Annotated in this window: 17 protein-coding genes and 1 tRNA gene; 16 read left to right on the plus strand and 2 right to left on the minus strand. The window is 62.1% G+C overall.

From position 1 onward, the window contains the following. Positions 1-171: 171 nt before the first annotated feature. The 3 genes from recJ (at position 172) to AC6I1V_RS06715 (ending at position 2,779) form a co-directional block, all read left to right on the plus strand. Positions 172-1,887 (plus strand): single-stranded-DNA-specific exonuclease RecJ, encoded by a 1,716-nt coding sequence (recJ, locus tag AC6I1V_RS06705; protein ID WP_486853871.1) that lies wholly within the window; start codon positions 172-174, stop codon positions 1,885-1,887. Between the two features lie 111 nt (positions 1,888-1,998). After that, on the plus strand, positions 1,999-2,589 hold the full coding sequence (locus tag AC6I1V_RS06710; RefSeq protein ID WP_486853872.1) for a peptidylprolyl isomerase: 591 nt from the start codon (positions 1,999-2,001) through the stop codon (positions 2,587-2,589). Between the two features lie 114 nt (positions 2,590-2,703). Further along, a tRNA-Phe gene (locus tag AC6I1V_RS06715) sits at positions 2,704-2,779 on the plus strand. 367 nt (positions 2,780-3,146) lie between these two features. Here AC6I1V_RS06715 and AC6I1V_RS06720 read toward each other — a convergent pair. Further along, positions 3,147-3,443, minus strand: a complete 297-nt coding sequence (locus AC6I1V_RS06720) for a hypothetical protein (protein ID WP_486854244.1) — start codon at positions 3,441-3,443, stop codon at positions 3,147-3,149. A gap of 192 nt (positions 3,444-3,635) precedes the next feature. Here AC6I1V_RS06720 and rpsF point away from each other — a divergent pair, with 192 nt between their 5' ends. The 12 genes from rpsF to hydA all read left to right on the plus strand — a co-directional run bounded on the left by rpsF (position 3,636) and on the right by hydA (position 17,297). Further along, positions 3,636-3,938: a 30S ribosomal protein S6 gene (gene rpsF / locus AC6I1V_RS06725; protein WP_302553986.1), complete on the plus strand. Its 303-nt coding sequence runs from the start codon at positions 3,636-3,638 to the stop codon at positions 3,936-3,938. Position 3,939: 1 nt separating this feature from the next. Further along, complete coding sequence (gene rpsR / locus AC6I1V_RS06730) at positions 3,940-4,203, plus strand: 30S ribosomal protein S18 (RefSeq protein WP_308771536.1); 264 nt, start codon at positions 3,940-3,942, stop codon at positions 4,201-4,203. 11 nt (positions 4,204-4,214) lie between these two features. Continuing rightward, positions 4,215-4,730, plus strand: a complete 516-nt coding sequence (rplI, locus tag AC6I1V_RS06735) for a 50S ribosomal protein L9 (protein ID WP_302553988.1) — start codon at positions 4,215-4,217, stop codon at positions 4,728-4,730. A gap of 97 nt (positions 4,731-4,827) precedes the next feature. Beyond that, positions 4,828-6,225 carry a replicative DNA helicase gene (gene dnaB / locus AC6I1V_RS06740; RefSeq protein WP_486854245.1) on the plus strand — a complete coding sequence of 466 codons (1,398 nt, stop codon included), beginning with the start codon at positions 4,828-4,830 and terminating at the stop codon, positions 6,223-6,225. Positions 6,226-6,242: 17 nt separating this feature from the next. Beyond that, complete coding sequence (epsC, locus tag AC6I1V_RS06745; protein ID WP_302553990.1) at positions 6,243-7,184, plus strand: serine O-acetyltransferase EpsC; 942 nt, start codon at positions 6,243-6,245, stop codon at positions 7,182-7,184. Between the two features lie 2 nt (positions 7,185-7,186). Continuing rightward, positions 7,187-7,309 carry a hypothetical protein gene (locus tag AC6I1V_RS06750; RefSeq protein WP_009379867.1) on the plus strand — a complete coding sequence of 41 codons (123 nt, stop codon included), beginning with the start codon at positions 7,187-7,189 and terminating at the stop codon, positions 7,307-7,309. A 768-nt stretch (positions 7,310-8,077) separates the two neighbouring features. Continuing rightward, a complete protein-coding gene (locus tag AC6I1V_RS06755; protein ID WP_486854622.1) occupies positions 8,078-9,298 on the plus strand; it encodes a YgeY family selenium metabolism-linked hydrolase in 1,221 nt (406 codons plus the stop codon). Positions 9,299-9,458: 160 nt separating this feature from the next. Further along, positions 9,459-10,421 carry a carbamate kinase gene (locus AC6I1V_RS06760; RefSeq protein ID WP_486854623.1) on the plus strand — a complete coding sequence of 321 codons (963 nt, stop codon included), beginning with the start codon at positions 9,459-9,461 and terminating at the stop codon, positions 10,419-10,421. 12 nt (positions 10,422-10,433) lie between these two features. After that, complete coding sequence (gene ygeW / locus AC6I1V_RS06765) at positions 10,434-11,630, plus strand: knotted carbamoyltransferase YgeW (RefSeq protein WP_486854624.1); 1,197 nt, start codon at positions 10,434-10,436, stop codon at positions 11,628-11,630. Positions 11,631-11,976: 346 nt separating this feature from the next. Next, positions 11,977-14,556, plus strand: coding sequence for a selenium-dependent xanthine dehydrogenase (xdh, locus tag AC6I1V_RS06770; protein ID WP_486854625.1), 2,580 nt, complete (start codon positions 11,977-11,979; stop codon positions 14,554-14,556). Between the two features lie 72 nt (positions 14,557-14,628). Continuing rightward, positions 14,629-15,900 carry an amidohydrolase family protein gene (locus AC6I1V_RS06775; RefSeq protein WP_486854626.1) on the plus strand — a complete coding sequence of 424 codons (1,272 nt, stop codon included), beginning with the start codon at positions 14,629-14,631 and terminating at the stop codon, positions 15,898-15,900. 26 nt (positions 15,901-15,926) lie between these two features. Continuing rightward, positions 15,927-17,297 carry a dihydropyrimidinase gene (hydA, locus tag AC6I1V_RS06780; RefSeq protein WP_486854627.1) on the plus strand — a complete coding sequence of 457 codons (1,371 nt, stop codon included), beginning with the start codon at positions 15,927-15,929 and terminating at the stop codon, positions 17,295-17,297. Positions 17,298-17,574: 277 nt separating this feature from the next. On the opposite strand, the gene AC6I1V_RS06785 is transcribed toward hydA, so the two are convergent. Continuing rightward, positions 17,575-17,826: a hypothetical protein gene (locus tag AC6I1V_RS06785; RefSeq protein ID WP_486854628.1), complete on the minus strand. Its 252-nt coding sequence runs from the start codon at positions 17,824-17,826 to the stop codon at positions 17,575-17,577. Positions 17,827-17,864: 38 nt separating this feature from the next. Here AC6I1V_RS06785 and ygfK point away from each other — a divergent pair, with 38 nt between their 5' ends. Continuing rightward, positions 17,865-21,173, plus strand: coding sequence for a putative selenate reductase subunit YgfK (ygfK, locus tag AC6I1V_RS06790; RefSeq protein WP_497736947.1), 3,309 nt, complete (start codon positions 17,865-17,867; stop codon positions 21,171-21,173). Positions 21,174-21,417: the final 244 nt, after the last annotated feature.

A 21,417-nucleotide genomic window follows, 5' to 3' on the forward strand; every position in this document is an offset into this window, starting at 1 on the left:
AACACATCCCTTGAACTTTTTGAAGCCTTTTGGGACTCCTGACGCGCAGCCTCCCCACCAGTCGAAAGTCTTTGAAGAGGAAGGGGGAGGTTCGGAGGGGGAGGGGGAAACTTTCTACAGAAAGTTTCCCCCTCCCCCTCCGAGTTCAACCACCAACACCCCAATATCAATATGAAAATATGGAAATTCCGCAACCAGCCCGATAAGGGCCCCTGCCCCGCCGGATGGGCGGACAAGCTGGGCGTCCCTCAGGTCGTAGCCGACCTGCTCTGGCAGCGCGGGCTGGAAACTTCCGCCCAAATGGATTCGTTCCTCTCGCCGGGGCTGCGCCACCTCTCGCCCCCGGACTGCTGGCCCGGCATGCGGGAAGCGGCCGATGCGCTGGAACAAGGCATCCGGGAAGGGCGCAAAGTCCTCATCTGGGGCGACTACGACGTGGACGGCATCACCGGCGCTACGCTCATCCTGCAAACCCTCCGCTTCCATGACGTGCCCTCGTCGGTACACCTCCCTGACAGGCGGAAGGAGGGCTACGGCCTCAACATCCCTGAAATCGAACGCCTCGCCGCCGAGGAAGGGCCGGGCGTCCTGCTGACCGTGGACTGCGGCATCAGCGATGTGAAGGCCGTGGAACGGGCCAGGGAGCTGGGCTTTATGGTGGTGGTGTCCGACCACCACATGCCGCCAGCCGAGCTGCCGCCAGCCCACGCGATCACCAACCCGCGCCTCAGCGAAGACAACCCCTGCCCGCATCTGGCGGGCGTGGGCGTGGCCTTCTTCCTTATGGCCGCCCTCAACGGCAGGCTGGAAGCCATGTCGGGCAAGCGCATGGACATGCGGCAGGTGCTGGATCTCGTGGCCCTCGGCACGCTGGCGGACATGGTTTCGCTCACGGGGCAAAACCGCATCCTCGTCAAAAACGGCCTGCTCAAAATTGCGGAGGCCAAACGCCCCGGCCTCGCCGAACTCAAGGGGGCCAGCGGTTTTTCCCCCGTGGCGGCCCTCGGCGCGGGCCAAGTGGTCTTCAACCTCGCCCCGCGCATCAACGCCGCCGGGCGTCTGGGCAGCCCCACGCTGGCCCATGACATGCTGCTCACGCCCTCGCACGACGAGGCCGCCAAGCTTGCCCAGACCCTGACCGCCCTGAACGACGAACGCCGCGCCGAAGAAGAGCGCATCTACAAGGAAGCGATCGAACAAGCCGAGGCCAACCCCAAACGGCTGGGCTTCGTGCTGTACGGCGAGGACTGGCATCAAGGCGTCATCGGCATCGTGGCGTCGCGCATCGTGGAAGCCTACTACCGCCCGGTACTGATCCTCTGTTCCGACGGGGAAACCTTGAAGGGATCAGGCCGCTCCGTCCCGGAATTCGACCTCCACGCGGGCCTCACGCGCTGCGCCGACATCCTGCTCGGCTTTGGCGGGCACAGGCAGGCCGCGGGGCTGCGTATCGCCCCCGGCCGCCTGGACGAACTGCGCGAGCGTTTCGATGCCGTCATCCGGGAGGAGCTTGGGGAAGAACCGCTCACGCCCTCTTTAAAGATTGATGCGGAAATGCCCTTTTCGCAGGCCTCGGACTTCACCGTCCTGAAGGGGCTCGAACTGCTCCAGCCCTTCGGCATCGGCAACCCCGAACCCATCTTCGCCTCGCTGCCCCTGCGGGTAAAAAAGCGCAAGGCGTTCGGCCATTCCCGCGAGCACATCTCGCTTGAGGTGACGGAAGAAGGCTCCGGCATCACCCTCCAGGCCAAGGCGTGGCGGCAGGCGGATCAAATCCCCGAAAACATACAGGGGCAGCGCATCCGGCTCGCGTACACGCCGGGCATCAACGCCTACAACGGCATCGCCTCGGTCGAACTGCGCGTCAGGGACTGGGAAGTGCTGTAAGCCGGAAAGTCCGGGGCGGCGTGCAATCCGCTTTTCAAGCGGCACCCTCTTCCCTATACTAAGGGGAGCCGCCGTGTCCGGCGGACTCTTTCACCTTTTATGGAGACAATCATGCAGAGCATCCGTATTGCCGTTCTCACGCTCGCCCTGTGCTTCGGCGCGGGCCTCCTGCCCATTCAGGGCCATGCCGCCGCGCCCCTGCCCAAAGTCAAAATCGAAACAAACATGGGCGACATCGTCGTTGAGCTGAGCCCCGCGAAAGCGCCCAAAACCGTCAGCAACTTCTTGTATTACGTGAAATCCGGCTTCTACAACAACACGATCTTCCACCGCGTCATCAACGGGTTCATGATTCAGGGCGGCGGCCATACCGCCGACATGCAGGAAAAGGCCACCACCCGCAAGCCCGTGGTCAACGAAGCCGGGAACGGCCTCAAAAACGACGCCTACACCATCGCCATGGCCCGTACCAGCGATCCCGACTCCGCCACGTCGCAGTTCTTCATCAACGTAGCGAACAACGATTTCCTGAACCACAAAAACGAAACGCCGTCCGGCTACGGCTATGCCGTGTTCGGGAAGGTCGTTCAGGGGCAGGACGTTGTAGACCGCATCAAGGCCGTATCCACCGGCAGCTACGGCCCCTATCAGGACGTCCCGAAAACGCCCGTGATCATCAAGAGCATCGTGCCTGCCCAATAGATGATTTTTTCATGCGTTTTCCGCATATTAGAAATATATTGAAAAAAAATTCGGAAAAAAGCGAAAAAAAGCTTGCCAAGACGGGAGAGTTTGCGTAGTTACTCTCCCTGTCGAGCCGGGGTAGCTCAGTTGGTAGAGCAGGGGACTGAAAATCCCCGTGTGGGCAGTTCAATTCTGTCCCCCGGCACCACTTGGAAATACAGGGCTTGTGTTGACAAAACACAAGCCCTTTTTCGTATCCATCACCCCAAAGGCCGCCCCTTCCCTACAGGGATGGCGGCCCCTTTCCTTTGCGGCTATATCGTAAGCCACGCGCACCTTTCCCCTCCCGCTTGTCAGAGAGAGCCTATACCCCTTTGTAGGGGCCGCCTTCGGAAAAGCCCCAAACGTGGCTGCCCGTCTTATTCAAAGCAAGGCATTATGCTTTTTATAGACGCGCTCAGCCGTCCGTTTATCGGCTTGAGGAAGGGGACCTCGGCACGGGAAGGCCCCTCTGCGCTCCAGCCGTCACGGATCCCCTTAAAGCCCCGTGCCCCGCTCTTCCCCCATTCCCTGCCCTAGCAGATCCCGCCGACAGTATCGGCCTGCTGCAACTGCTCCTCAAGCATGGCGTTCTGCGCAGCCTCGAACGTGCGCAGGCTCTCTTCAAACAACCGCATGTAGTACAAAGAATTGCCGAAAAGCGCGACCATAAGCGTACCCGCCTCGATTTCCTCTGGCAAGGTATATGACTTGCGATTGCCTTCCATTGTCTCAAGAGCCGCTCCGAGCTGCTTGATCAGCTCTTTGATGCCCATCTGCGGGACATCCACACCGTCAACCTCACGCGTCGGGAACCTCTTTTCCATATCCATAAGCCTTCCTCCAAATCGTTGGCCGATCTCTATGATGATTGCCCGTTTCGCACAACCCGCCGCATGGAAACGGGAGGCGGCTTGACAGGGCGCTTCTGTTCGCGTATTGGGTTGAGTTCTGCCTTGCCTGTTTCATCGCGTCCGAGAGGGCGACTCTGGGAACAGGCCATAGTCCACAAGGAGGATCTTGGCATGAGAAAGTTTGAAACCCTGCTGCTCCTTTCCCCGGAGCTGGCTGCCGATGCGCGTGAAGCGTTGCTTGGCACCTTCACGGGTGTCATCGAACGCGCCGGCGGTCGGTTTGCCGCGGATCACTGGGGCATGCGCGACCTCGCCTACCCTGTCCGCAAACAGATGCGCGGTTACTATGTGCGCCTCGAATATGTCGCCCCCGGCGACACCGTGGCTGAACTCGAACGCATCATCCGCATCAGCGACGGCGTGTTCAAGTTCCTTACCGTAAAGCTGGCCGACGCGGCCGAGGAGGTTGCGTAACATGGCCTTCAAGAAAAAATTTGCCCCTCGCCGCAAGTTCTGCCGTTTCTGCGCCGATGCGGAACTGCCGCTGGATTACAAGCGCCCCGACATCCTGCGCGATTACATCACGGAACGCGGCAAGATCATTGCCCGCCGCATCACCGGCACCTGCGCCAAGCACCAGCGTCTGCTCTCCACCGAGATCAAGCGCGCCCGTCAGATGGCCCTGCTGTTCTACACCGCCGGCCATTCCTCTGACGTGAAGAAAAAGAGCAACATCTAAGGAGACCCGGTATGAAAATCATTCTTCGTGCCGATGTGGAAAACCTGGGTCGCCTTGGCGATGTGGTGACGGTTAAGGCCGGTTATGGCCGCAACTACCTGTTGCCTCAGGGCCTGGCCATGCTGGTCACCCCCGGTAACCTCAAGGCTTTTGAACTGGAACGCAAGAAGCTGCAGGCCCGTATGGACGCCCTGCGCGCCGCCGCCGACGACCTCGCCGGCAAGCTGGAAGGCCTCGTTCTTCCGATCGTCATGCGCGTGGGCGACAATGACAAGCTCTACGGTTCCGTGACCACCGCCATCATCGGCGATGCGCTGGCCGCTCAGGGCATCGAAGTGGATCGTCGCCGCATCCTGCTCGACCATCCCATCCGTACCCTCGGCGATCACCCTGTCCGCGTGCGTCTGCATGCCGACGTCATCGCTTCCCTCACCGTGAAGGTTGTCTCCGAAGACAAGGCTCACCTCGTTGAAGAGGAAGCCGCCGAAGCCCCGGCCGAGGCCCCGACGGAAGAAGCCGCCGAATAGTTTCCTGCGCCGCCCCCGGCCTTCACCGGGGGCGGCGGCTCGGCGGTGGGCTCCTCTGCTCTTCTTTTTCACGCGTCCCCAACAGAGGAATTTCCGCATGGCATCCCCTGCCGATCCCAATCGGGCGACGAACGATCTGCTTCGTCGAGTCCCCCCCCACAGCGTTGAGGCCGAACAGGCCGTTCTGGGGGGCATTTTTATCCGTAACAGCGTCTTCCACACGCTCGTGGACACGCTTTCCTCCGACGATTTTTATCTCCCCGCGCACCAGACGCTGTACACCTGCTTCCTCGAACTCTATCGCAAAAACGCGCCCATCGATCTCGTGTCGGTAGCGAGCTACCTCAAGGATCATGGACAGCTCGAAGCGGTGGGCGGAGCGGCCTACCTTTCGGAACTGACGCAGACCGTCGTCAGCGGGGCCAATGCCGAATATTATTCCACCATCGTCCGCGACAAGTCGCTGCAGCGCTCCCTCATCAGCGCGTGTTCCGACATCATCAGCAACTGTTTTGACCAGTCGCGCAGCGTGGATGCCCTGCTGGACGAATCCGAACAGGCCGTCTTTTCCATCTCGGAACGCACCTCTGGCAAGGTCTTCAAGAGTTCCAAAGAGTTGGTCAACCGCGTTTTTGAGGAGCTGACCAAACGCTTCGAGCAGAAGGAAGCCGTCACCGGCGTCACCACAGGCTACAACCGCCTTGATCAGATGACCGCCGGGCTCCAGCCTTCGGATCTCATCATTGTTGCGGCCCGCCCCTCCATGGGCAAGACCGCCTTTGCCCTGAACATGGCCATGCGCGCCGCCGTACAGGACAATGTGCCCGTCGCCATCTATTCCCTCGAAATGTCGATGGATCAGCTCATGATGCGTATGCTTTGCGCATGGGGCAAGGTGGATCTGGGGCACCTGCGCCGGGGCTATCTCGACTCCGAGGAATGGAGCAGGCTCTACCACGCCGCCGACGTGCTTGGGCAGGCCCCCATCTACATCGACGACACGCCCGCGCTCTCGCCGTTGGAACTGCGCGCCCGCACCCGGCGGCTCAAGGCCGAATCCGGCGTGGGCCTCGTCATGGTGGACTACCTCCAGCTCATGCGCGGCTCCAAGCGGACGGATTCCCGCGAACAGGAAATTTCGGAAATCTCCCGCGCCCTCAAAGGGCTGGCGAAGGAAATGGATATTCCGGTCGTGGCGCTTTCGCAGCTCAACCGTAAACTGGAAGAGCGCACGGACAAGCGTCCGCTGCTGTCCGACCTCCGCGAGTCGGGCGCCATCGAGCAGGACGCCGACGTCATCATGTTCATCTACCGCGACGAGGTCTACCACAAGCAGCCCGACAACCCGCACAAGGGCTCGGCGGAAATCATCATCGGCAAGCAGCGCAACGGCCCCATCGGTACGGCGACGCTGGCCTATCTTGGTTCCTATACCGCATTTGAGGATCTTGAACCCGGACTGTCGCCCCAGCCTTCCGAAGCGGGCGGCGAATAACCTTCCAGAGGTACGCCATGAAACCACTCGCCCCCATAGCGCCAACGTCCATGCCCGATCTGGATCTCGTCGTGGAACAGTTGTGCGCGTCTTCCTCGCTTGAGGCGGTTCTGCACCATCCGCTGCACGATTCCCCCATGCCCTCGCTCGAAGAGCTCGGCGAGATCATGTCGCGCCTCAAGGCCGCGCTCTTTCCCGGCTACTTCGGTGTGTCCTGCGTGCATGTGGAATCCATGCGCTACCACCTCTCGGCCAATCTGGACTCCATTTTCCGCAAGCTGGCCGAACAGATCCGGCGCGGCGGCTGCTTCGCCTGCGCAAGCTACGCCACCGACTGTATGAGCTGTGAAGAGGTGTCCATGCGCAAGGCGATGGAGTTCATGCAGCGCCTCCCCCACATCCGCCGCCTGCTGGCGTCCGACGCCAAGGCCGCCTATGAGGGCGATCCCGCCGCGACCAGCGCCGGGGAGACCATTTTCTGTTACCCCTCCCTGCTCACCATGACGCACCACCGCATCGCGCACGAGCTGTACAGGCTCGGCGTGCCGGTCATCCCGCGCATCATTTCCGAGATGGCCCATTCCGCCACCGGCATCGACATCCATCCGGGCGCGACCATTGATGAGGAGTTCTTCATCGATCACGGGACGGGCGTGGTCATCGGCGAAACCGCGGTCATCGGCAAGGGGTGCCGCCTCTATCAGGGCGTGACCCTCGGCGCGCTGTCGTTCCCCAAGGACAGCGACGGCGTGCTGGTCAAAGGCGTTCCCCGCCACCCCATCCTTGAGGACAACGTCACCGTGTACGCCGGGGCGACCATTCTTGGGCGCATCACCATCGGCAGCGGCTCGATCATCGGCGGCAACGTCTGGGTGACGAAGGACGTGCCAGCCGGGACGAAGCTCGTGCAGAAGCTTTCCGCCCAGCCCACCGAAGAATCGCTTATGGGCAAGGCATAGCCATGAGAGCGCTGCTGCTTTGCGCCTGCCTCCTCGCCCTGCTCCTCGCCGGGTGTTCCGAGTCCGCCACCGTACGCGCCAAAGGCCAGTGGGAAGGCAGCGTATCCACGGGCGGATCGTTTTAGCTTGATTGGGTTGTTTGTCGGGGGAGGGGAGAGGGAACCCTTCTGAAGAAGGGCTTCCCTCTCCCCTCCCCCGAACCCCCTCCCCTCTCCCTCCCAAGACTTTTGACCTTATCGAATCCCTCTTCTTGGAAAGTTCGTATGGAAGGGGCCTGCTCCTTTGCGGAGGCGGCCCTTTCTTGTTTTTATGGCTCTGTCAGAGTACACAGTTGTTTTGTTTCAACAATATATTGAAAATATATGCTTTTTCTCCAATTTTCCGCTGGTGGGCTCTGTGATTGGGGGATTTTATTGGTTATTTCTTTGGAATTGGCTGTGTTCAATTTTACGGTTGATGATTTTTTCAATGAAAATCAATAGATAAAAGTTCATTTCACGTCTGGTGATGTGGGCCTCTCTCATTTTTTGTTCATTACATGAAATCCAGTTTTGAAGAATTGTTGCGAGACCTCCAGATAGTTTCCAAAAAACTCTTCCTTTCCAGTTGGAATCTTGTATCAACCACAAACTTAAACACAGCCTTGGAATTTCAAGGAAATAAAGTATCAACCGTTTTCTATGACACAGCCATTTTTATCCGGGCAACGGCATTGCGTTTTCCCGAAATGAGAATTTTCTCAAACTGAGAAGCCTTTTGGAATGCCGGAGCGTATGGATGCGCGTTCAATCGGTTTGTTTTGTTCGCTATCATGACGGCTCACAGCGTTGGCCCGACAATTGCTTCTTGGGAAGCAGGCCGGACATCCGGCATCATTCCTCTGGAGGCTTCCCATGAGCACCGTCGATTTTTCCCGTGTCAACGAACTCGCCCAAAAGTATGAACCGGAAATGACCCGGTTTCTGCGCGATATGATCCGCATCCCGAGCGAAAGCTGCCAAGAAGAAGGCGTGATCCGGCGCATCAAGGAAGAAATGGAAAAGGTCGGCTTCGACAGGGTCGAAATCGACAAGATGGGCAACGTCCTCGGCTACATCGGAAGCGGCCCCCGCCTCATCGCCTTTGACGCGCACATCGACACCGTGGGCGTCGGCAACCGCTCCAACTGGACATTCGATCCCTACGAAGGCTACGAAGACGCCGAAACCATCGGCGGGCGCGGCGCGAGCGATCAGGAAGGCGGCATGGCCAGCATGGTTTATGCCGGGAAGATCATCAAAGAGCTTGGCCTGTGCCCCAAGGACTGCACCATCGTCATGGCCGGAACGGTGCAGGAAGAGGACTGCGACGGCCTGTGTTGGCAGTACATCATCAATGAAGACGGCCTGAAGCCCGAATTTGTGGTATCCACCGAACCCACCGACGGCGGCATCTATCGCGGCCAGCGCGGGCGCATGGAAATCCGCGTTGACGTGAGCGGCGTATCCTGCCACGGTTCCGCCCCGGAACGCGGCGACAACGCCATCTACCGCATGGCCCACATCATGACAGAGCTTGAACAGCTCAATGCCCGGCTCGCGGACGACCCTTTCCTCGGCAAGGGCACCCTCACCGTTTCCCAGATTTTCTACACCTCGCCCTCCCGCTGTGCGGTGGCGGACAGCTGCGCCATTTCCGTGGATCGCCGCCTGACCTTCGGTGAAGACAGGGATCTCGCCATTTCCCAGATTGAGAATCTCCCCTCGGTCAAAGCCGCCGGAGACAAGGCCAAGGTGTCCATGTACACCTATGAAGTCCCCTCGTGGACCGGCCTCGTCTACCCCACCGACTGCTACTTCCCCACGTGGGTCCTGCCCGAAGACCATGTGGTGACGAAATCCACCGAAGAGGCTTACCGCAGCCTGTTCGGACGCGCCCCCCGCACCGACAAGTGGACTTTTTCCACCAACGGCGTGTCCATCATGGGCCGCTACGGAATCCCGGTCGTCGGCTTCGGCCCCGGCAAGGAAAAGGAAGCCCACGCCCCCGACGAAAAGACGTGGAAGCAGGATCTTATCGAGTGCGCGGCCCTGTACGCCGCCCTCCCCGCCATCTACGCGGCCAACACAAAATAACCACACGGCAATAATCCCCGCCCTCCAACAGGGATTCAATAAAAACGAAAGTCTTAGGAAGATGAGGGGAGGGGGTCCGGGGGAGGGGAGAAGGAAGCCCTTCTCCAGAAGGGTTCCTTCTCCCCTCCCCCGCTTTCCCCTTCCTCCTCAGGAGCACGCCATGAGCCGGAAACTTGCGGTCATCGCCATCGGGGGCAACTCCCTCATCAAGCACCGCGGCAAGCAAAGCGTCGAAGACCAGTACCTCGCGCTGTGCGAGACGATGGAACACATCGCCGACGTCATCCAACAGGGCTGGCAGGTGCTGATCACCCACGGCAACGGCCCGCAGGTGGGGTTCATCATGCTGCGCTCGGAAATCGCCCGCGCGGTCGCGGGGATGCACATCGTCCCGCTGGTAAGCTGCGTCGCGGACACGCAAGGCGCCATCGGCTACCAGATCCAGCAATCGCTCGACAACGTGCTCAAGCGGCGCGGCCTTGCGGACAAGACGGGCCGGACGGTTTCGCTGGTCACGCAGGTCCGCGTGGACATCGCCGATCCCGGTTTCAACAATCCTGACAAGTTCGTAGGCGAATTTTACGCCGAGGATCAGCTTGCGGAACTGCGCCGACAGCATCCCGACTGGATACTCAAGCCGGACGCCAACCGAGGCTGGCGGCGTGTAGTCCCTTCGCCCAAGCCCTGCGAAATCATTGAACTGGACGCCATCCGCAGCCTGCTCGGTTCCGGGTTCAACGTGGTCGCGGCGGGTGGGGGCGGCATCCCGGTGGTCCGTATGCCCGAAGGCATCTTTGGGGTGGACGCGGTCATCGATAAGGATCTCGCCTCGTCCCTGCTGGCGACACAGCTCGGCGCGGACATGCTCGCCATCTCCACAGGCGTTGAAAACGTCGCGCTCAATTACGGAACCCCCATGCAGCGCCCGCTGCACAGCGTCACCGTCTCCGAAATGGAACGCTACCTTGCCGAGGGGCACTTCCCCGCCGGGAGCATGGGCCCCAAGATCAAGGCCGCCGTGGACTTCATCCGCAGCGGCGGATCGGAAGTCGTCATCACCAGCCCCGAATATCTCAACGCCGCGCTCACGAAGGGGGCGGGCACACATATTACCAAAGAGTAACAGGAGCACATCATGGACAAGATCCGCATCCGCAAGCTGATCGGCAGCCTCGCCAAGCGCGATTACCGCCGCATGTATATGAACGACTTCTTCCTGACATGGGAGAAGACCGACGACGAAATCGCCGCGACCTTCCTTGTGGCGGAAATCCTGCGCGGCCTGCGGGAAGCCAACATCTCCTGCCGGATGTTCGATTCCGGGCTCGGCATCTCCCTGTTCCGCGACAACTCCACGCGCACCCGGTTCAGCTTCGCCAGCGCCTGCAACCTGCTCGGCCTTGAAGTGCAGGATCTTGATGAGGGCAAGTCGCAGATCGCCCACGGAGAAACCGTGCGTGAAACCGCGAATATGATTTCCTTCATGGCCGACGTCATCGGCATCCGCGACGATATGTACATCGGCAAGGGCAACGCCTACATGCACACGGTTTCCGACGCCGTGCAGGAAGGCTACCGCGACGGCGTGCTGGAACAGCGGCCCACGCTGGTCAACCTCCAGTGCGACATCGACCACCCCACCCAATGCATGGCTGACATGCTGCACATCATCAACCATTTCGGAGGGGTGGAAAAGCTCAAGGGCAAGAGGATCGCCATGAGCTGGGCCTATTCGCCCTCCTACGGCAAACCCCTCTCCGTGCCGCAGGGCGTCATCGGCCTGATGACCCGTTTCGGCATGGACGTCGTGCTGGCGCATCCCGAAGGCTATGAAGTCATGGGCGGCGTCGAGGAGGTGGCCCGCCGCAACGCCGCCGCGACCGGCGGTTCGTTCACGAGGACGAACGACATGGCCGAAGCCTTCGCTGGCGCGGACATCGTGTACCCCAAGAGCTGGGCCCCCTTCGCGGCCATGCAGCAGCGCACCGATCTCTACGGCGCGGGCGACATGGACGGCATCAGGAAGCTCGAAAAGGAATTGCTGGCCCAGAACGCCGACCATAAGGACTGGGAATGCACCGAGGAGCTGATGGCCTCCACCCGCAACGGCGAAGCGCTGTACATGCACTGCCTGCCCGCCGACATTTCCGGCGTATCCTGCGCCGAGGGCGAAGTGGCCGCAGGCGTGTTCGACCGTTACCGCGTGCCGCTGTACAAGGAAGCCAGCTACAAGCCCTATATCATCGCGGCGATGATCACCCTTGCCCGCAAGCGCAACCCTGCGGATCTGCTCCTCGGCCTGCTCGAAAAGGGCGGCCAGCGGTGCTTGTAAGGGAAAAATGAAGGCGCTGGGGAGGGAGTCCCAAAAGCCCCTCCCCCGGACTTGCCGGAGCGTTTTCCCCTCCCGTAAGACTTTGGATGATGGGGAGGCCGCGCAACGGAAGTTCCGCCGTGCCGGAAGCCGGAACAAAAGGCAAGGCATCACAGCGTTTATAAACCGCCCCTGAAAAGTTTTACTTTGCGGAGTGCGGGCAAAGCCGTATAACCATACGTAGAAAGAAAACTCCCGATGTGCCCCCTCACCGCAGGCCCAAAGCCTTTGGGGAGGGGAGCGGGACAGGGGAAGCGCGCTGAAGCCTCCCCTCCCGCACAATCCAGCGCCTTGCAGGAGGGATGCCATGATCGCGTTCAGACTCAACGGGCAGGCCACGACGTATGACGGCGATCCCGCCGCTTCGCTCCTTTCCTATCTCCGCAATGACCGCCGCCTCACGGCGGCCAAGGACGGCTGTTCCGGCCAGGCCGCCTGCGGAGCCTGCCTTGTGGAACTGAACGGCAAGGCGTGCCTCGCCTGCTCCACCCCCATGAGCAAGGCAGCCGACGGCGACGTCGTCACACTCGAAGGCTTGCCGGAAACGCTCAGGCGGACGCTCGGCATGGCGTTCGTCAACCGCGGGGCCGTCCAGTGCGGGTTCTGCACCCCCGGCTTCCTCATGCGGGCCAAGGTACTCCTGCAAACCAATCCAAACCCCACCCGTGAAGAGGTCGTCAAGGCCGTCCGCCCGCATCTGTGCCGCTGTACCGGCTACGTCAAGCTTGTGGACGCCATTCTCGACGCCGCGAGGTTGTTACGCGAAGGAAACATTCCCGAACCCGACGACAACCCGCGCCTCGGATCGGGCTGGCCCAAGTATGGCGGCTACGAACGGGCGATTGGAACCCGCCCCTTCGTCAACGACATCGACGCGCCCGGCATGGCGCACGGAGCCATTGTCTTCAGCGGGCATCCCCGCGCCCGCGTGCTTGCCATCCATACGGATGAAGCGGCGGACATGCCCGGCGTCGTCCGCATCCTGACCGCCGACGACATCCCCGGCGAGCGTGTGCTCGGCCTTTACGCCAAGGACTGGCCCGTCTATATCAGGGTTGGCGAAACGACCCGCTACATCGGCGACGCGCTGGCCTGCGTGGTCGCGGAAACCGAAGCCGAAGCCCGTGCTGCGGCGGCCTGCGTCAAGGTCGATTATGAAGTCCTGACGCCGCTCCTCGACATGGAGGAGGCGGAAACCTCGCCCATCCATATCCACGAAAACGGCAATATCCTGCTCGACAAGACGATCAGGCGCGGCGAACCCGTGGACGATGCCTTGGCCCGCTGCGCCTTCACCGCCGAGGCCACCTACCGGACTCAGGCCGTCGAGCACGCCTTCATCGAGCCCGAAGCGGCTCTGGCCGTTCCCGAAGCGGGCGGGGTGCGCCTCTATGTCCAGTCGCAAGGTATCTGGCACGACAAGACCGACATAGCCGCCCTGCTCCATGTCCCCACGCCCAAGGTCACGGTTACGCTGGCCGACTCCGGCGGCGCGTTCGGCGGCAAGGAGGACTTCACCTGCCAGCCCCATGCCGCGCTCGCCGCGTATCTGCTCGGGCGTCCGGTCAAGGTCCGGCTCTCCCGGCCCGAATCCATCCGTATGCACCCCAAGCGCCACGGCATGAAGCTCCATTACGTCATCGGCTGCGACGAAAAGGGAATCCTGCAGGCCGCCAAGGTTCGCATCCTCGCGGATACCGGCGCGTACGCCTCGGCGGGCGGCCCGGTCGTCACCCGCACCGGCACCCATGCCACCAGCGTCTATCACATCCCCTCCGTGGACGTGCATGTGAAGGCGGTATTCACGAATAACCTTCCGGCGGGCGCGTTCCGGGGGTTCGGGGTCAACCAGTCGAATTTCGCTATGGAATGCCTCATCGACGAGCTGTGCGAAAAGGGCGGCTTCGACCGCTGGCAATTTCGCTATGACAACGCCGTGGCCCCGGGCCGCATGGTCACCACCGGGCAGGTGCTCGGCGAAGGCACGGCCCTGCGCGAAACCCTGCTCGCGGTGCGCGACGCCTTCCGCAGCCACCCCCGGGCGGGCATCGCCTGCGCCATCAAGAATTCCGGCATCGGCAACGGCATCCCCGAGCCCTGCGATTGTTACCTTGAAGTGCACCCGGCCCCGGAACAGCCGGCGGGCGCGCGGCTCGTCCTGCATCATGGCTGGACGGAGATGGGGCAAGGCATCAACACGGTAGCCCGGCAGATGCTGTGCGAGGTGGCGGAACTCGGCCCTGATGTCGCCGTCGACATGACCGCATCCACCGAATACGGAGCTTTCGCGGGCAGCACCACCGCCAGCCGGGGCACCTTCCAGCTTGGGCATGCCGTGGTCAACGCCGCCCGACAGCTTCGCGGCGATCTGGACAAGTACGGCGGACGCCTCGACCGTCTCGTGGGCCGTTTCTACAAGGGGCACTACGACTCGGCGGGACAGACTTCCGGGCAAGGCGCGCCGGGTGAAATCCGCAACCACGTCTCCTACAGCTTTGCCACGCATGTGGTATTCATGGACGAGGAAGGCAGGATCGAAAAGATCATCGCCGCGCACGACTCAGGCCGCGTCGTCAACCGCCCGCTCTATGAAGGGCAGGTACAGGGCGGCGTGGTCATGGGCATGGGCTATGCCCTGACCGAAAGCATCCCGGTCAGGGACGGCTATCTGACCTCCGGCAGGCTCAACGCCTGCGGCCTGCTCCGCTCGGTGGACGTGCCGGAAATAGAGGTCATCGCCGTGGAAGTGCCCGATCCCGAAGGGCCGTGCGGGGCCAAGGGCATTGGGGAAATCGCCTGCATCCCCACCGCGCCCGCCGTCGTCAACGCCCTGTATCTTGTGGACGGCGTGAGGAGGCGGGAACTGCCCGTGGGCAGGAAGAAGTAGCGCTTTCGCGGCAAGGAACGCCGCCCCTCCCTTGGCTATCCATCGCATTCCCTATTCCCAAAGGAGCCGACAATGAGCCTGTATCTGCGCAACGCCACATGGATCGACCCGGAAACGTTCAAGGCGAGGGCCACGACGATCAAGGTCGAAGAAGGCCCGTTCGGCGGGATGGCGCTCGACGCCCACGCGCCTGCGGAGTGTCCGCCGGAAGACGCCGTACTGGACTGCACGGGCCGTCTCGTCATGCCCTCCTTCGGCTGCGGGCATCACCATATCTACTCGGCCCTCGCGCGCGGCATGCCTCCCGCGCCCAAGGCCCCGGCGAACTTCCTTGAGGTGCTGGAATACGTCTGGTGGCGCATGGACAAAAAGCTCGATCACGACATGATCGAGGCCAGCGCCCTTGTTACCGGCCTGTACTGTGCCAAGAACGGCGTAACCTTCGTCATTGATCACCATGCCTCGCCCTTCCATCTGGACGGCAGCCTTGAAACCATCGCCAAGGCGCTGGATCGCGTGGGCCTCGGACACCTGCTCTGCTACGAAATCTCCTGCCGTGATGGAGAGGAGATCAAGGAAAAGGGGCTCGCCGAAACCGACGCCTTCCTGTCCTCCGGGCGCAAGGGCCATGTCGGGCTGCACGCCTCCTTTACGGTGGACGACGACCTGCTTGGGCGCGCCGTGGATCTCGCCCGCAAGCACAAGACGGGCGTGCACATCCACGTCGCCGAAGGCATCGAGGATCAGGAACACTGCGCCCACACCTACGGCAAGAGCGTCGTGCGCCGCCTCTCGGACGCGGGCGTGCTTGATCTGCCCCTGTCCATCCTTGGGCATTGCGTCCATCTTGATGCGGAAGAGCGCGACCTCATCCGCACTTCGCCCTGCTGGGTCGTGCAGAACACCGAAAGCAACCTCAACAACAACGTCGGGCTTGGGCGCTACAACGATTTCCCCCGCGTCATGCTCGGCACGGACGGTATGCACAGCGACATGATCCGCAGCGCGCAGTCCTCCTATTTCATCGCCGGGCTCGCCGAAGGCGGCATGTCCCCCCTGGCGGCCTGCCAGCGCCTCCGCGCCGTACACGCGCACATCCAAGGCCACAATGCGCCAGGCGGCGGGGCGAACAATCTGGTCATCCTCAACTACGATTCCCCCACGCCGCTGACGCAGGACAACTTCCCCGGACACTTCTGCTATGCCTTCGACGCCCGCAACGTGGAGTCCGTCATCAGCCAAGGCAGGCTCATCGTGGATCACGGCAGGCTCACCGGCATGGACGAGGCCGACATCCTCGCCTACGCCAACGAACAGGCCCGCCGCCTCTGGGCTTTGCTGTAAACCTTCAACAGGGAAACAGGCTCACCATGCGCATGCTTATTACCGGCGGGCTGGCCGCACGCGCGGACGGCATCTTCAACACGGACATCCTGATTGAAGGCGGCCGGATTCTGGAACTCGGCGAACGGCTGCACGAGGCCCAGCAGCCTGAAGGAACGGAAATCGTGGACGTATCCGGCTGCGTGGTCATGCCCGGCGGAGTCGATGCCCATACCCACGTCAACCTGACGGTGGACGGCGCGCACGTCTCCGACGGTTTCGGGGCCGGGACGCTGGCGGCGGCATGGGGCGGCACCACGACCATCGTGGAACATCCGGGCTTCGGCCCGCAGGGATGCGATCTGCCCCATCAGCCCACCGCGTATCTGGAGCAGGCGGAAGGCCGCTGCTACACGGACTACGCCCTGCACGGCGTATTCCAGCATGTGGACGACGCCGTCCTTGCCCGGATTCCCGAAGCCGTGGCGCAGGGATTTCCAACGCTCAAGGCCTACACCACCTACGGCGGCAGGCTGGATGACGAAGGGCTGCTGCAGGTTCTCGCCGCGCTCAGGGATGCGGGCGGCCTGCTCGCCGTCCATTGCGAAAACCACGCCATCACCCGTTTTCTGGGGGACAAGCTGCGCCACGAAGCGCCGCGCGATCCTATGAGCCATCCCCGGAGCCGCCCGGCCCGGTGCGAGGCCGAGGCGATCAACCGGATTCTGAAACTGGCGAAAACGGCGGAAGCGCCCGTGTACATCGTGCATCTCTCCACGGCGGAAGGTCTGGCCTGCATCCGCGAGGCGCAGAAGGCCGGACAGCCGGTCATTGCCGAAACCTGCCCGCAGTACCTTCTGCTCGACGAGTCCGCCTATGCCGAACGGGACGGCCTCAAGTACATCATGGCCCCGCCCCTGCGGACGGAAGCGGATCGCGCCGCGCTCTGGGAGGGACTCGCGGACGGCAGCATCTCGGTTGCCGCTACCGATCACTGTTCCTTCCCGCTGGCCCAGAAACGGGAACGCGGGAAGGAAAGCGTGCTGGATTGTCCCGGCGGCGTTCCCGGAGTCGAAACCCGCATCCCCCTGCTGTTCAGCGAAGGCGTGCTGCACGGGCGTCTGACGCTGCCGCGTTTCGTGGACGTGGTGTCCACGTCTCCGGCCCGGATCATGGGGCTTGCCTCCAAGGGACGCCTCGAACCCGGCGCGGATGCGGACATTGTGGTCATCGATCCCACGGATGAGCGGCTGATCAAAGCCCGGAACCTTCATCAAGAGGTGGACTGCACCCCGTATGAAGGCATGGTCGTGCGCGGCTGGCCCCGCCATGTCTGGCTGCGCGGCGAACCTATCATTTTCGGCAGGCAGCTCTCCGGGTATGCCGGACAGGGAAGGTTCATTCCGAGGACGCTCTAGGCCGTGCCGCCAATCAGATATAATCTGTTGAAAATTATGGCTCTGTCATGGCATATGGTTGTTTTATTTCAACAGAATGCTGAAAAGAGAGACTTTTTCTCCAATTTTTCCGCTGACGGACTCCATGATGGGGGAACTTTATTGGTTATTCCTTTGGAATTTCAAGAAAGAAAACATCAACCGTTTCCTATGACACAGCCAAAATTATTTAACTATTTTTAAGTTACAAAAATATTTCAATAATTTAAAATAATTACATGCAACACAACAACACAACCTAAGGCCATTTCAAAATAAAAGGCTGCACCATAGAAAAGGGTTGATGCTTTTTTCCTTGGAGTCCCAAAGGAACAACCAACAAAATGCCTTGGCTATGGATTCCACCAAGGGGAAAGCTGGAGAAAAAGGCTGCATTTTCACCGCACTGCGGAGATGAAACAACCACATACTCTGACAGGGCCAAATAAAATGCCCTCGCCGCACGCAGGTGAGGGCGGCGCGCGAAAAACCTTTCTTCCCCGATGCCCATCCCCTCCAGTTTCCACGGAGTTTCAAGGAGACGCAGACATGCATACCGATCGCTTCACACCGCTGGATGCCGCAACGCTGCTCCGCTGGATGCAGCACGACCTGCCGAACAAACAACTGTTCGGCATCGGCCGGGAGCTTTTCTTTATGCCGAAGCCGGATGATCCGTTCCGCATGGAGCGCTACGGCAAGGTGCTGGAAACCCCGCTCGGCGTGGCCGCCGGCCCGCATACGCAGCTTGCCCAGAACATCCTGTCCGCGTGGCTGTGCGGCGCTCGGTATATCGAACTCAAGACCGTGCAGGTGCTCGACGAGCTGAACGTCGCCAAGCCCTGCATCGACATGGCCGACGAGGGCTACAACTGCGAATGGTCGCAGGAGCTGAAGCTTGCTCAGTCCTTTGAGGAGTACCTCAAGGCTTTCGTGCTGCTGTATGTGCTGCGCGACATGCTCAACCTGCCCGCAGAGGCGGAACCCGGCAAAGGGCCCGGCTTCATCTTCAACATGAGCGCGGGCTACAACCTTGAAGGCATCAAGAGCCCCGCCGTGCAGCGTTTCCTCGACCGTATGGAAAACGCGGAAGAAGACGTGAAGCGGATCAAGGCCGAGCTGGCCCCGCTCTACCCCGCCATCGAGAAGATGCCCATTCCGGGCCGCCTCTCCGACAATCTGACGGTCTCCACCATGCACGGCTGTCCGCCCGGCGAAGTGGAGAGCATCGGCCGCTATTTCATCACCGAACGCAGGTATCACACGGCCATAAAGCTGAACCCCACCCTGCTCGGCCCCGAACGCCTGCGCGACATCCTGAATACGCAGCTCGGCTATGACGTATGCGTTCCCGACGAAGCCTTCGGGCACGACCTCAAATACAACGACGGCGCAGCCATCATCCGCAACCTCGCCGCAGCCGCCGAAACGGCGGGCGTGGCCTTCGGGCTCAAGCTGACCAACACGCTCGAAACCGCCAACGAAAAGCAGAACCTGCCCCGCAGCGAAGGCATGGTGTACATGAGCGGCAGATCCCTGCATCCCATCAGCATCAACCTCGCCGAACGGTTGCAGCAGGAATTCGACGGGAAGCTGGACATCGCCTTCTCCGCCGGGGTGGATACGTTCAACGTGGCGGACACGCTGGCCTGCGGCCTCCGCCCGATCACCATGTCCTCCGACATCCTCAAGCCCGGCGGCTACGGGCGGCTGCACCAGTACCTCGACACGCTGCGCGCCGAAATGCGCAGGGCCGGGGCCCGCTCCATAGCCGAATGGGAAAAGGGCCGAGCGCCGAACGCCGGCAATCCCGGTTTCGCCAACCTCGTCAGCTATGCGGCGGCTGTCCTCGGCAAGCGCAGCCGCTACCACAAGGAACGCTTCCCCTACGTTTCGGTCAAGACAGAGCGCCCGCTCCCGCGCTTCGACTGCGCCGCCGCGCCCTGCATGTCGGGCTGTCCGGCGGAACAGGACATCCCCCGGTATCTCGACGCCGTGGCACGGGGCGATTTCGAGCTGGCGTGGCGGGTCATCACCGCCACCAACCCGTTCCCGAACGTTCAGGGCATGGCCTGCAACCATCAGTGCCAGAGCCGGTGTACCCGCATCAATTACGACAAGCCGCTCATGATCCGCGAGGTCAAGCGCTTCGTGGCCGAAAAAATGGCCGAAGCCGCTTCCGGCGTTCCCGCCGCCCAAACCGGGAAGCGCGCCGCCGTCATCGGGGCGGGCCCTGCCGGGCTGTCCTGCGCCCGCTTCCTCGCCGCACAGGGCGTAGAGGTGCACCTGTACGAAGAAAAGCCCGTGCCCGGCGGCATGGCGGGCGACGCGATCCCCGCGTTCCGCCTGACCGGGGACAGCCTGAGCCGCGACATCGACGCCATCCTCAAGCTGGGCGTACGGCTCCATAAGGATACGCCCGTGGACGCCCCCCTGTTCGGCAGGCTGGCAGAAGAAAACGACGCCGTCTATATCGCGGTGGGCGCGCAGGAAAGCCTGCCCCTCGGCATTCCCGGAGAAGACGCCGCCGGGGTTCTGGATCAGCTTTCGTTCCTCTCCGCCGTGCGCCGGTGTAAGCCCACGGGCATCGGTTCCCACGCCGTCGTCATCGGGGCGGGCAATTCCGCAATGGACTGCGCCCGTGCCGCCAGACGCCTCGTGGGGGAAAACGGCACCGTAACCATCGCCTACCGCCGCACCCGCAAGGAAATGCCCGCCGACGTCGAAGAAATCGAAGCCGCGCTGGATGAAGGCGTTCGTATCGTGGAACTGTGCGCCCCTGAAGAAGTCCTTGCCGATGGGGGCCGCGTTTCCGGCCTGCGCTGCCGCCGGATGCGGCTGGTTCCCGATCCCGACGGCGGGCGTCCCCGCCCCGTCCCCACGGATGAGGCATTCACGCTGGACGCGGATACGCTCATCGTGTCCATCGGGCAGCGGGTGAAAGCCGGCTTCCTGCCTGACGGCATAACGCTTAAGGCCGATCCCCATACCAGCCAGACATCACTGCCGAACGTGTTCGCGGGCGGCGACGCCGTGCGCGGCGCATCGACCCTGATCAACGCCATAGCCGACGGACGTTATGCCGCCGAAACCATCCTTGCCCGCCTCGGCCTGTCCGCACAGGCGGCCACAGCCACGCCGTCCGACGAGCGGAGGCCGAATCTCGACGGACTGCGCATCCGGCAGGCCACCCGCGTCATGGGCCCGGCCCTGCCGGAACGCAGCCCGGAAGGAAGGCTGGATTTCGATCCCGCCATCCGTACCCTCACCGAAGAGGAGGCTATGGACGAATCCCGCCGCTGCCTCCAGTGCGATCTCGTCTGCAACGTCTGCACTACGGTCTGCCCCAACCGGGCCAACGTCGCCCTGCCCTCCCTGCCCATGCCGCACCCCGTACAGGTTGCGGTGCGCGACGGCGACGGCGTGCGCGTGGAAACGCTTTCCAACCGGCGGCTCGGACAAAGTTACCAGATAGTCAATATTGCCGACGCCTGTAACGAATGCGGCAACTGCGCCACCTTCTGCCCTTCGGCGGGTGCGCCGTACCGGGACAAGCCCCGTATCCACCTGTCCCGCGAATCCTTCGACAACGCCCCGGACGGCTACCGGCTCGCCAGCCCGTCACGGCTGGAAGGCAAACGCGGCGGCAGGGCCTTTTCCCTGACTGCGGAAGAAGGGGGCTTCGTCTTTGAAAGCGATGCCATCATCGCCCATATCGACGGCGGGACCCTCTGCGCCACCAAGGTCATACTGAGCGGCGACGTCAACGAGGCCGCCCTGTCCGGCGCGGTGGAGGCCGTCATCCTCTTCCGGCTGTTGGCCCGCAAGCAGCCTTTTGCCGGGCCGAAGCGCAAGTAGCCCCTCCACGCCCGCGGTATCCGGGACTCCTCCGCCGGATGCTGCGGGCCCTTCCCACACATGGCAAGCCGCCGATTGCATCGCCACCCCCTTCCCCGGATGCTGCGGCTCTTCCGCATCATGGCCCCCGGCTCCCCGCAGACGGCGCATCGGCACGGCACCGGCTCGAAAAGCCGCCCGGCGCAAAGAAAATTTTATAGATTCAACAATATGTTATTATTGTTTTTTCTTATTTTTGCAACAA

The sequence above is a fragment of the Bilophila sp. T19-St14 genome (genome assembly GCF_059728385.1).

Excerpts from the sequence above, each read along its gene's own strand:
- AC6I1V_RS06760 (WP_486854623.1), top strand. The coding sequence starts at position 9,459 with ATGAGCCGGAAACTTGCGGTCATCGCCATCGGGGGCAACTCCCTCATC.
- AC6I1V_RS06710 (WP_486853872.1), top strand. The coding sequence starts at position 1,999 with ATGCAGAGCATCCGTATTGCCGTTCTCACGCTCGCCCTGTGCTTCGGC.
- epsC (WP_302553990.1), top strand. The coding sequence starts at position 6,243 with ATGAAACCACTCGCCCCCATAGCGCCAACGTCCATGCCCGATCTGGAT.
- ygfK (WP_497736947.1), top strand. The coding sequence starts at position 17,865 with ATGCATACCGATCGCTTCACACCGCTGGATGCCGCAACGCTGCTCCGC.
- AC6I1V_RS06785 (WP_486854628.1), bottom strand. The coding sequence starts at position 17,826 with ATGGGCATCGGGGAAGAAAGGTTTTTCGCGCGCCGCCCTCACCTGCGT.
- AC6I1V_RS06755 (WP_486854622.1), top strand. The coding sequence starts at position 8,078 with ATGAGCACCGTCGATTTTTCCCGTGTCAACGAACTCGCCCAAAAGTAT.
- dnaB (WP_486854245.1), top strand. The coding sequence starts at position 4,828 with ATGGCATCCCCTGCCGATCCCAATCGGGCGACGAACGATCTGCTTCGT.
- hydA (WP_486854627.1), top strand. The coding sequence starts at position 15,927 with ATGCGCATGCTTATTACCGGCGGGCTGGCCGCACGCGCGGACGGCATC.
- AC6I1V_RS06750 (WP_009379867.1), top strand. The coding sequence starts at position 7,187 with ATGAGAGCGCTGCTGCTTTGCGCCTGCCTCCTCGCCCTGCTCCTCGCC.
- AC6I1V_RS06775 (WP_486854626.1), top strand. The coding sequence starts at position 14,629 with ATGAGCCTGTATCTGCGCAACGCCACATGGATCGACCCGGAAACGTTC.
- rpsR (WP_308771536.1), top strand. The coding sequence starts at position 3,940 with ATGGCCTTCAAGAAAAAATTTGCCCCTCGCCGCAAGTTCTGCCGTTTC.
- AC6I1V_RS06720 (WP_486854244.1), bottom strand. The coding sequence starts at position 3,443 with ATGGATATGGAAAAGAGGTTCCCGACGCGTGAGGTTGACGGTGTGGAT.
- rplI (WP_302553988.1), top strand. The coding sequence starts at position 4,215 with ATGAAAATCATTCTTCGTGCCGATGTGGAAAACCTGGGTCGCCTTGGC.
- rpsF (WP_302553986.1), top strand. The coding sequence starts at position 3,636 with ATGAGAAAGTTTGAAACCCTGCTGCTCCTTTCCCCGGAGCTGGCTGCC.
- ygeW (WP_486854624.1), top strand. The coding sequence starts at position 10,434 with ATGGACAAGATCCGCATCCGCAAGCTGATCGGCAGCCTCGCCAAGCGC.
- xdh (WP_486854625.1), top strand. The coding sequence starts at position 11,977 with ATGATCGCGTTCAGACTCAACGGGCAGGCCACGACGTATGACGGCGAT.
- recJ (WP_486853871.1), top strand. The coding sequence starts at position 172 with ATGAAAATATGGAAATTCCGCAACCAGCCCGATAAGGGCCCCTGCCCC.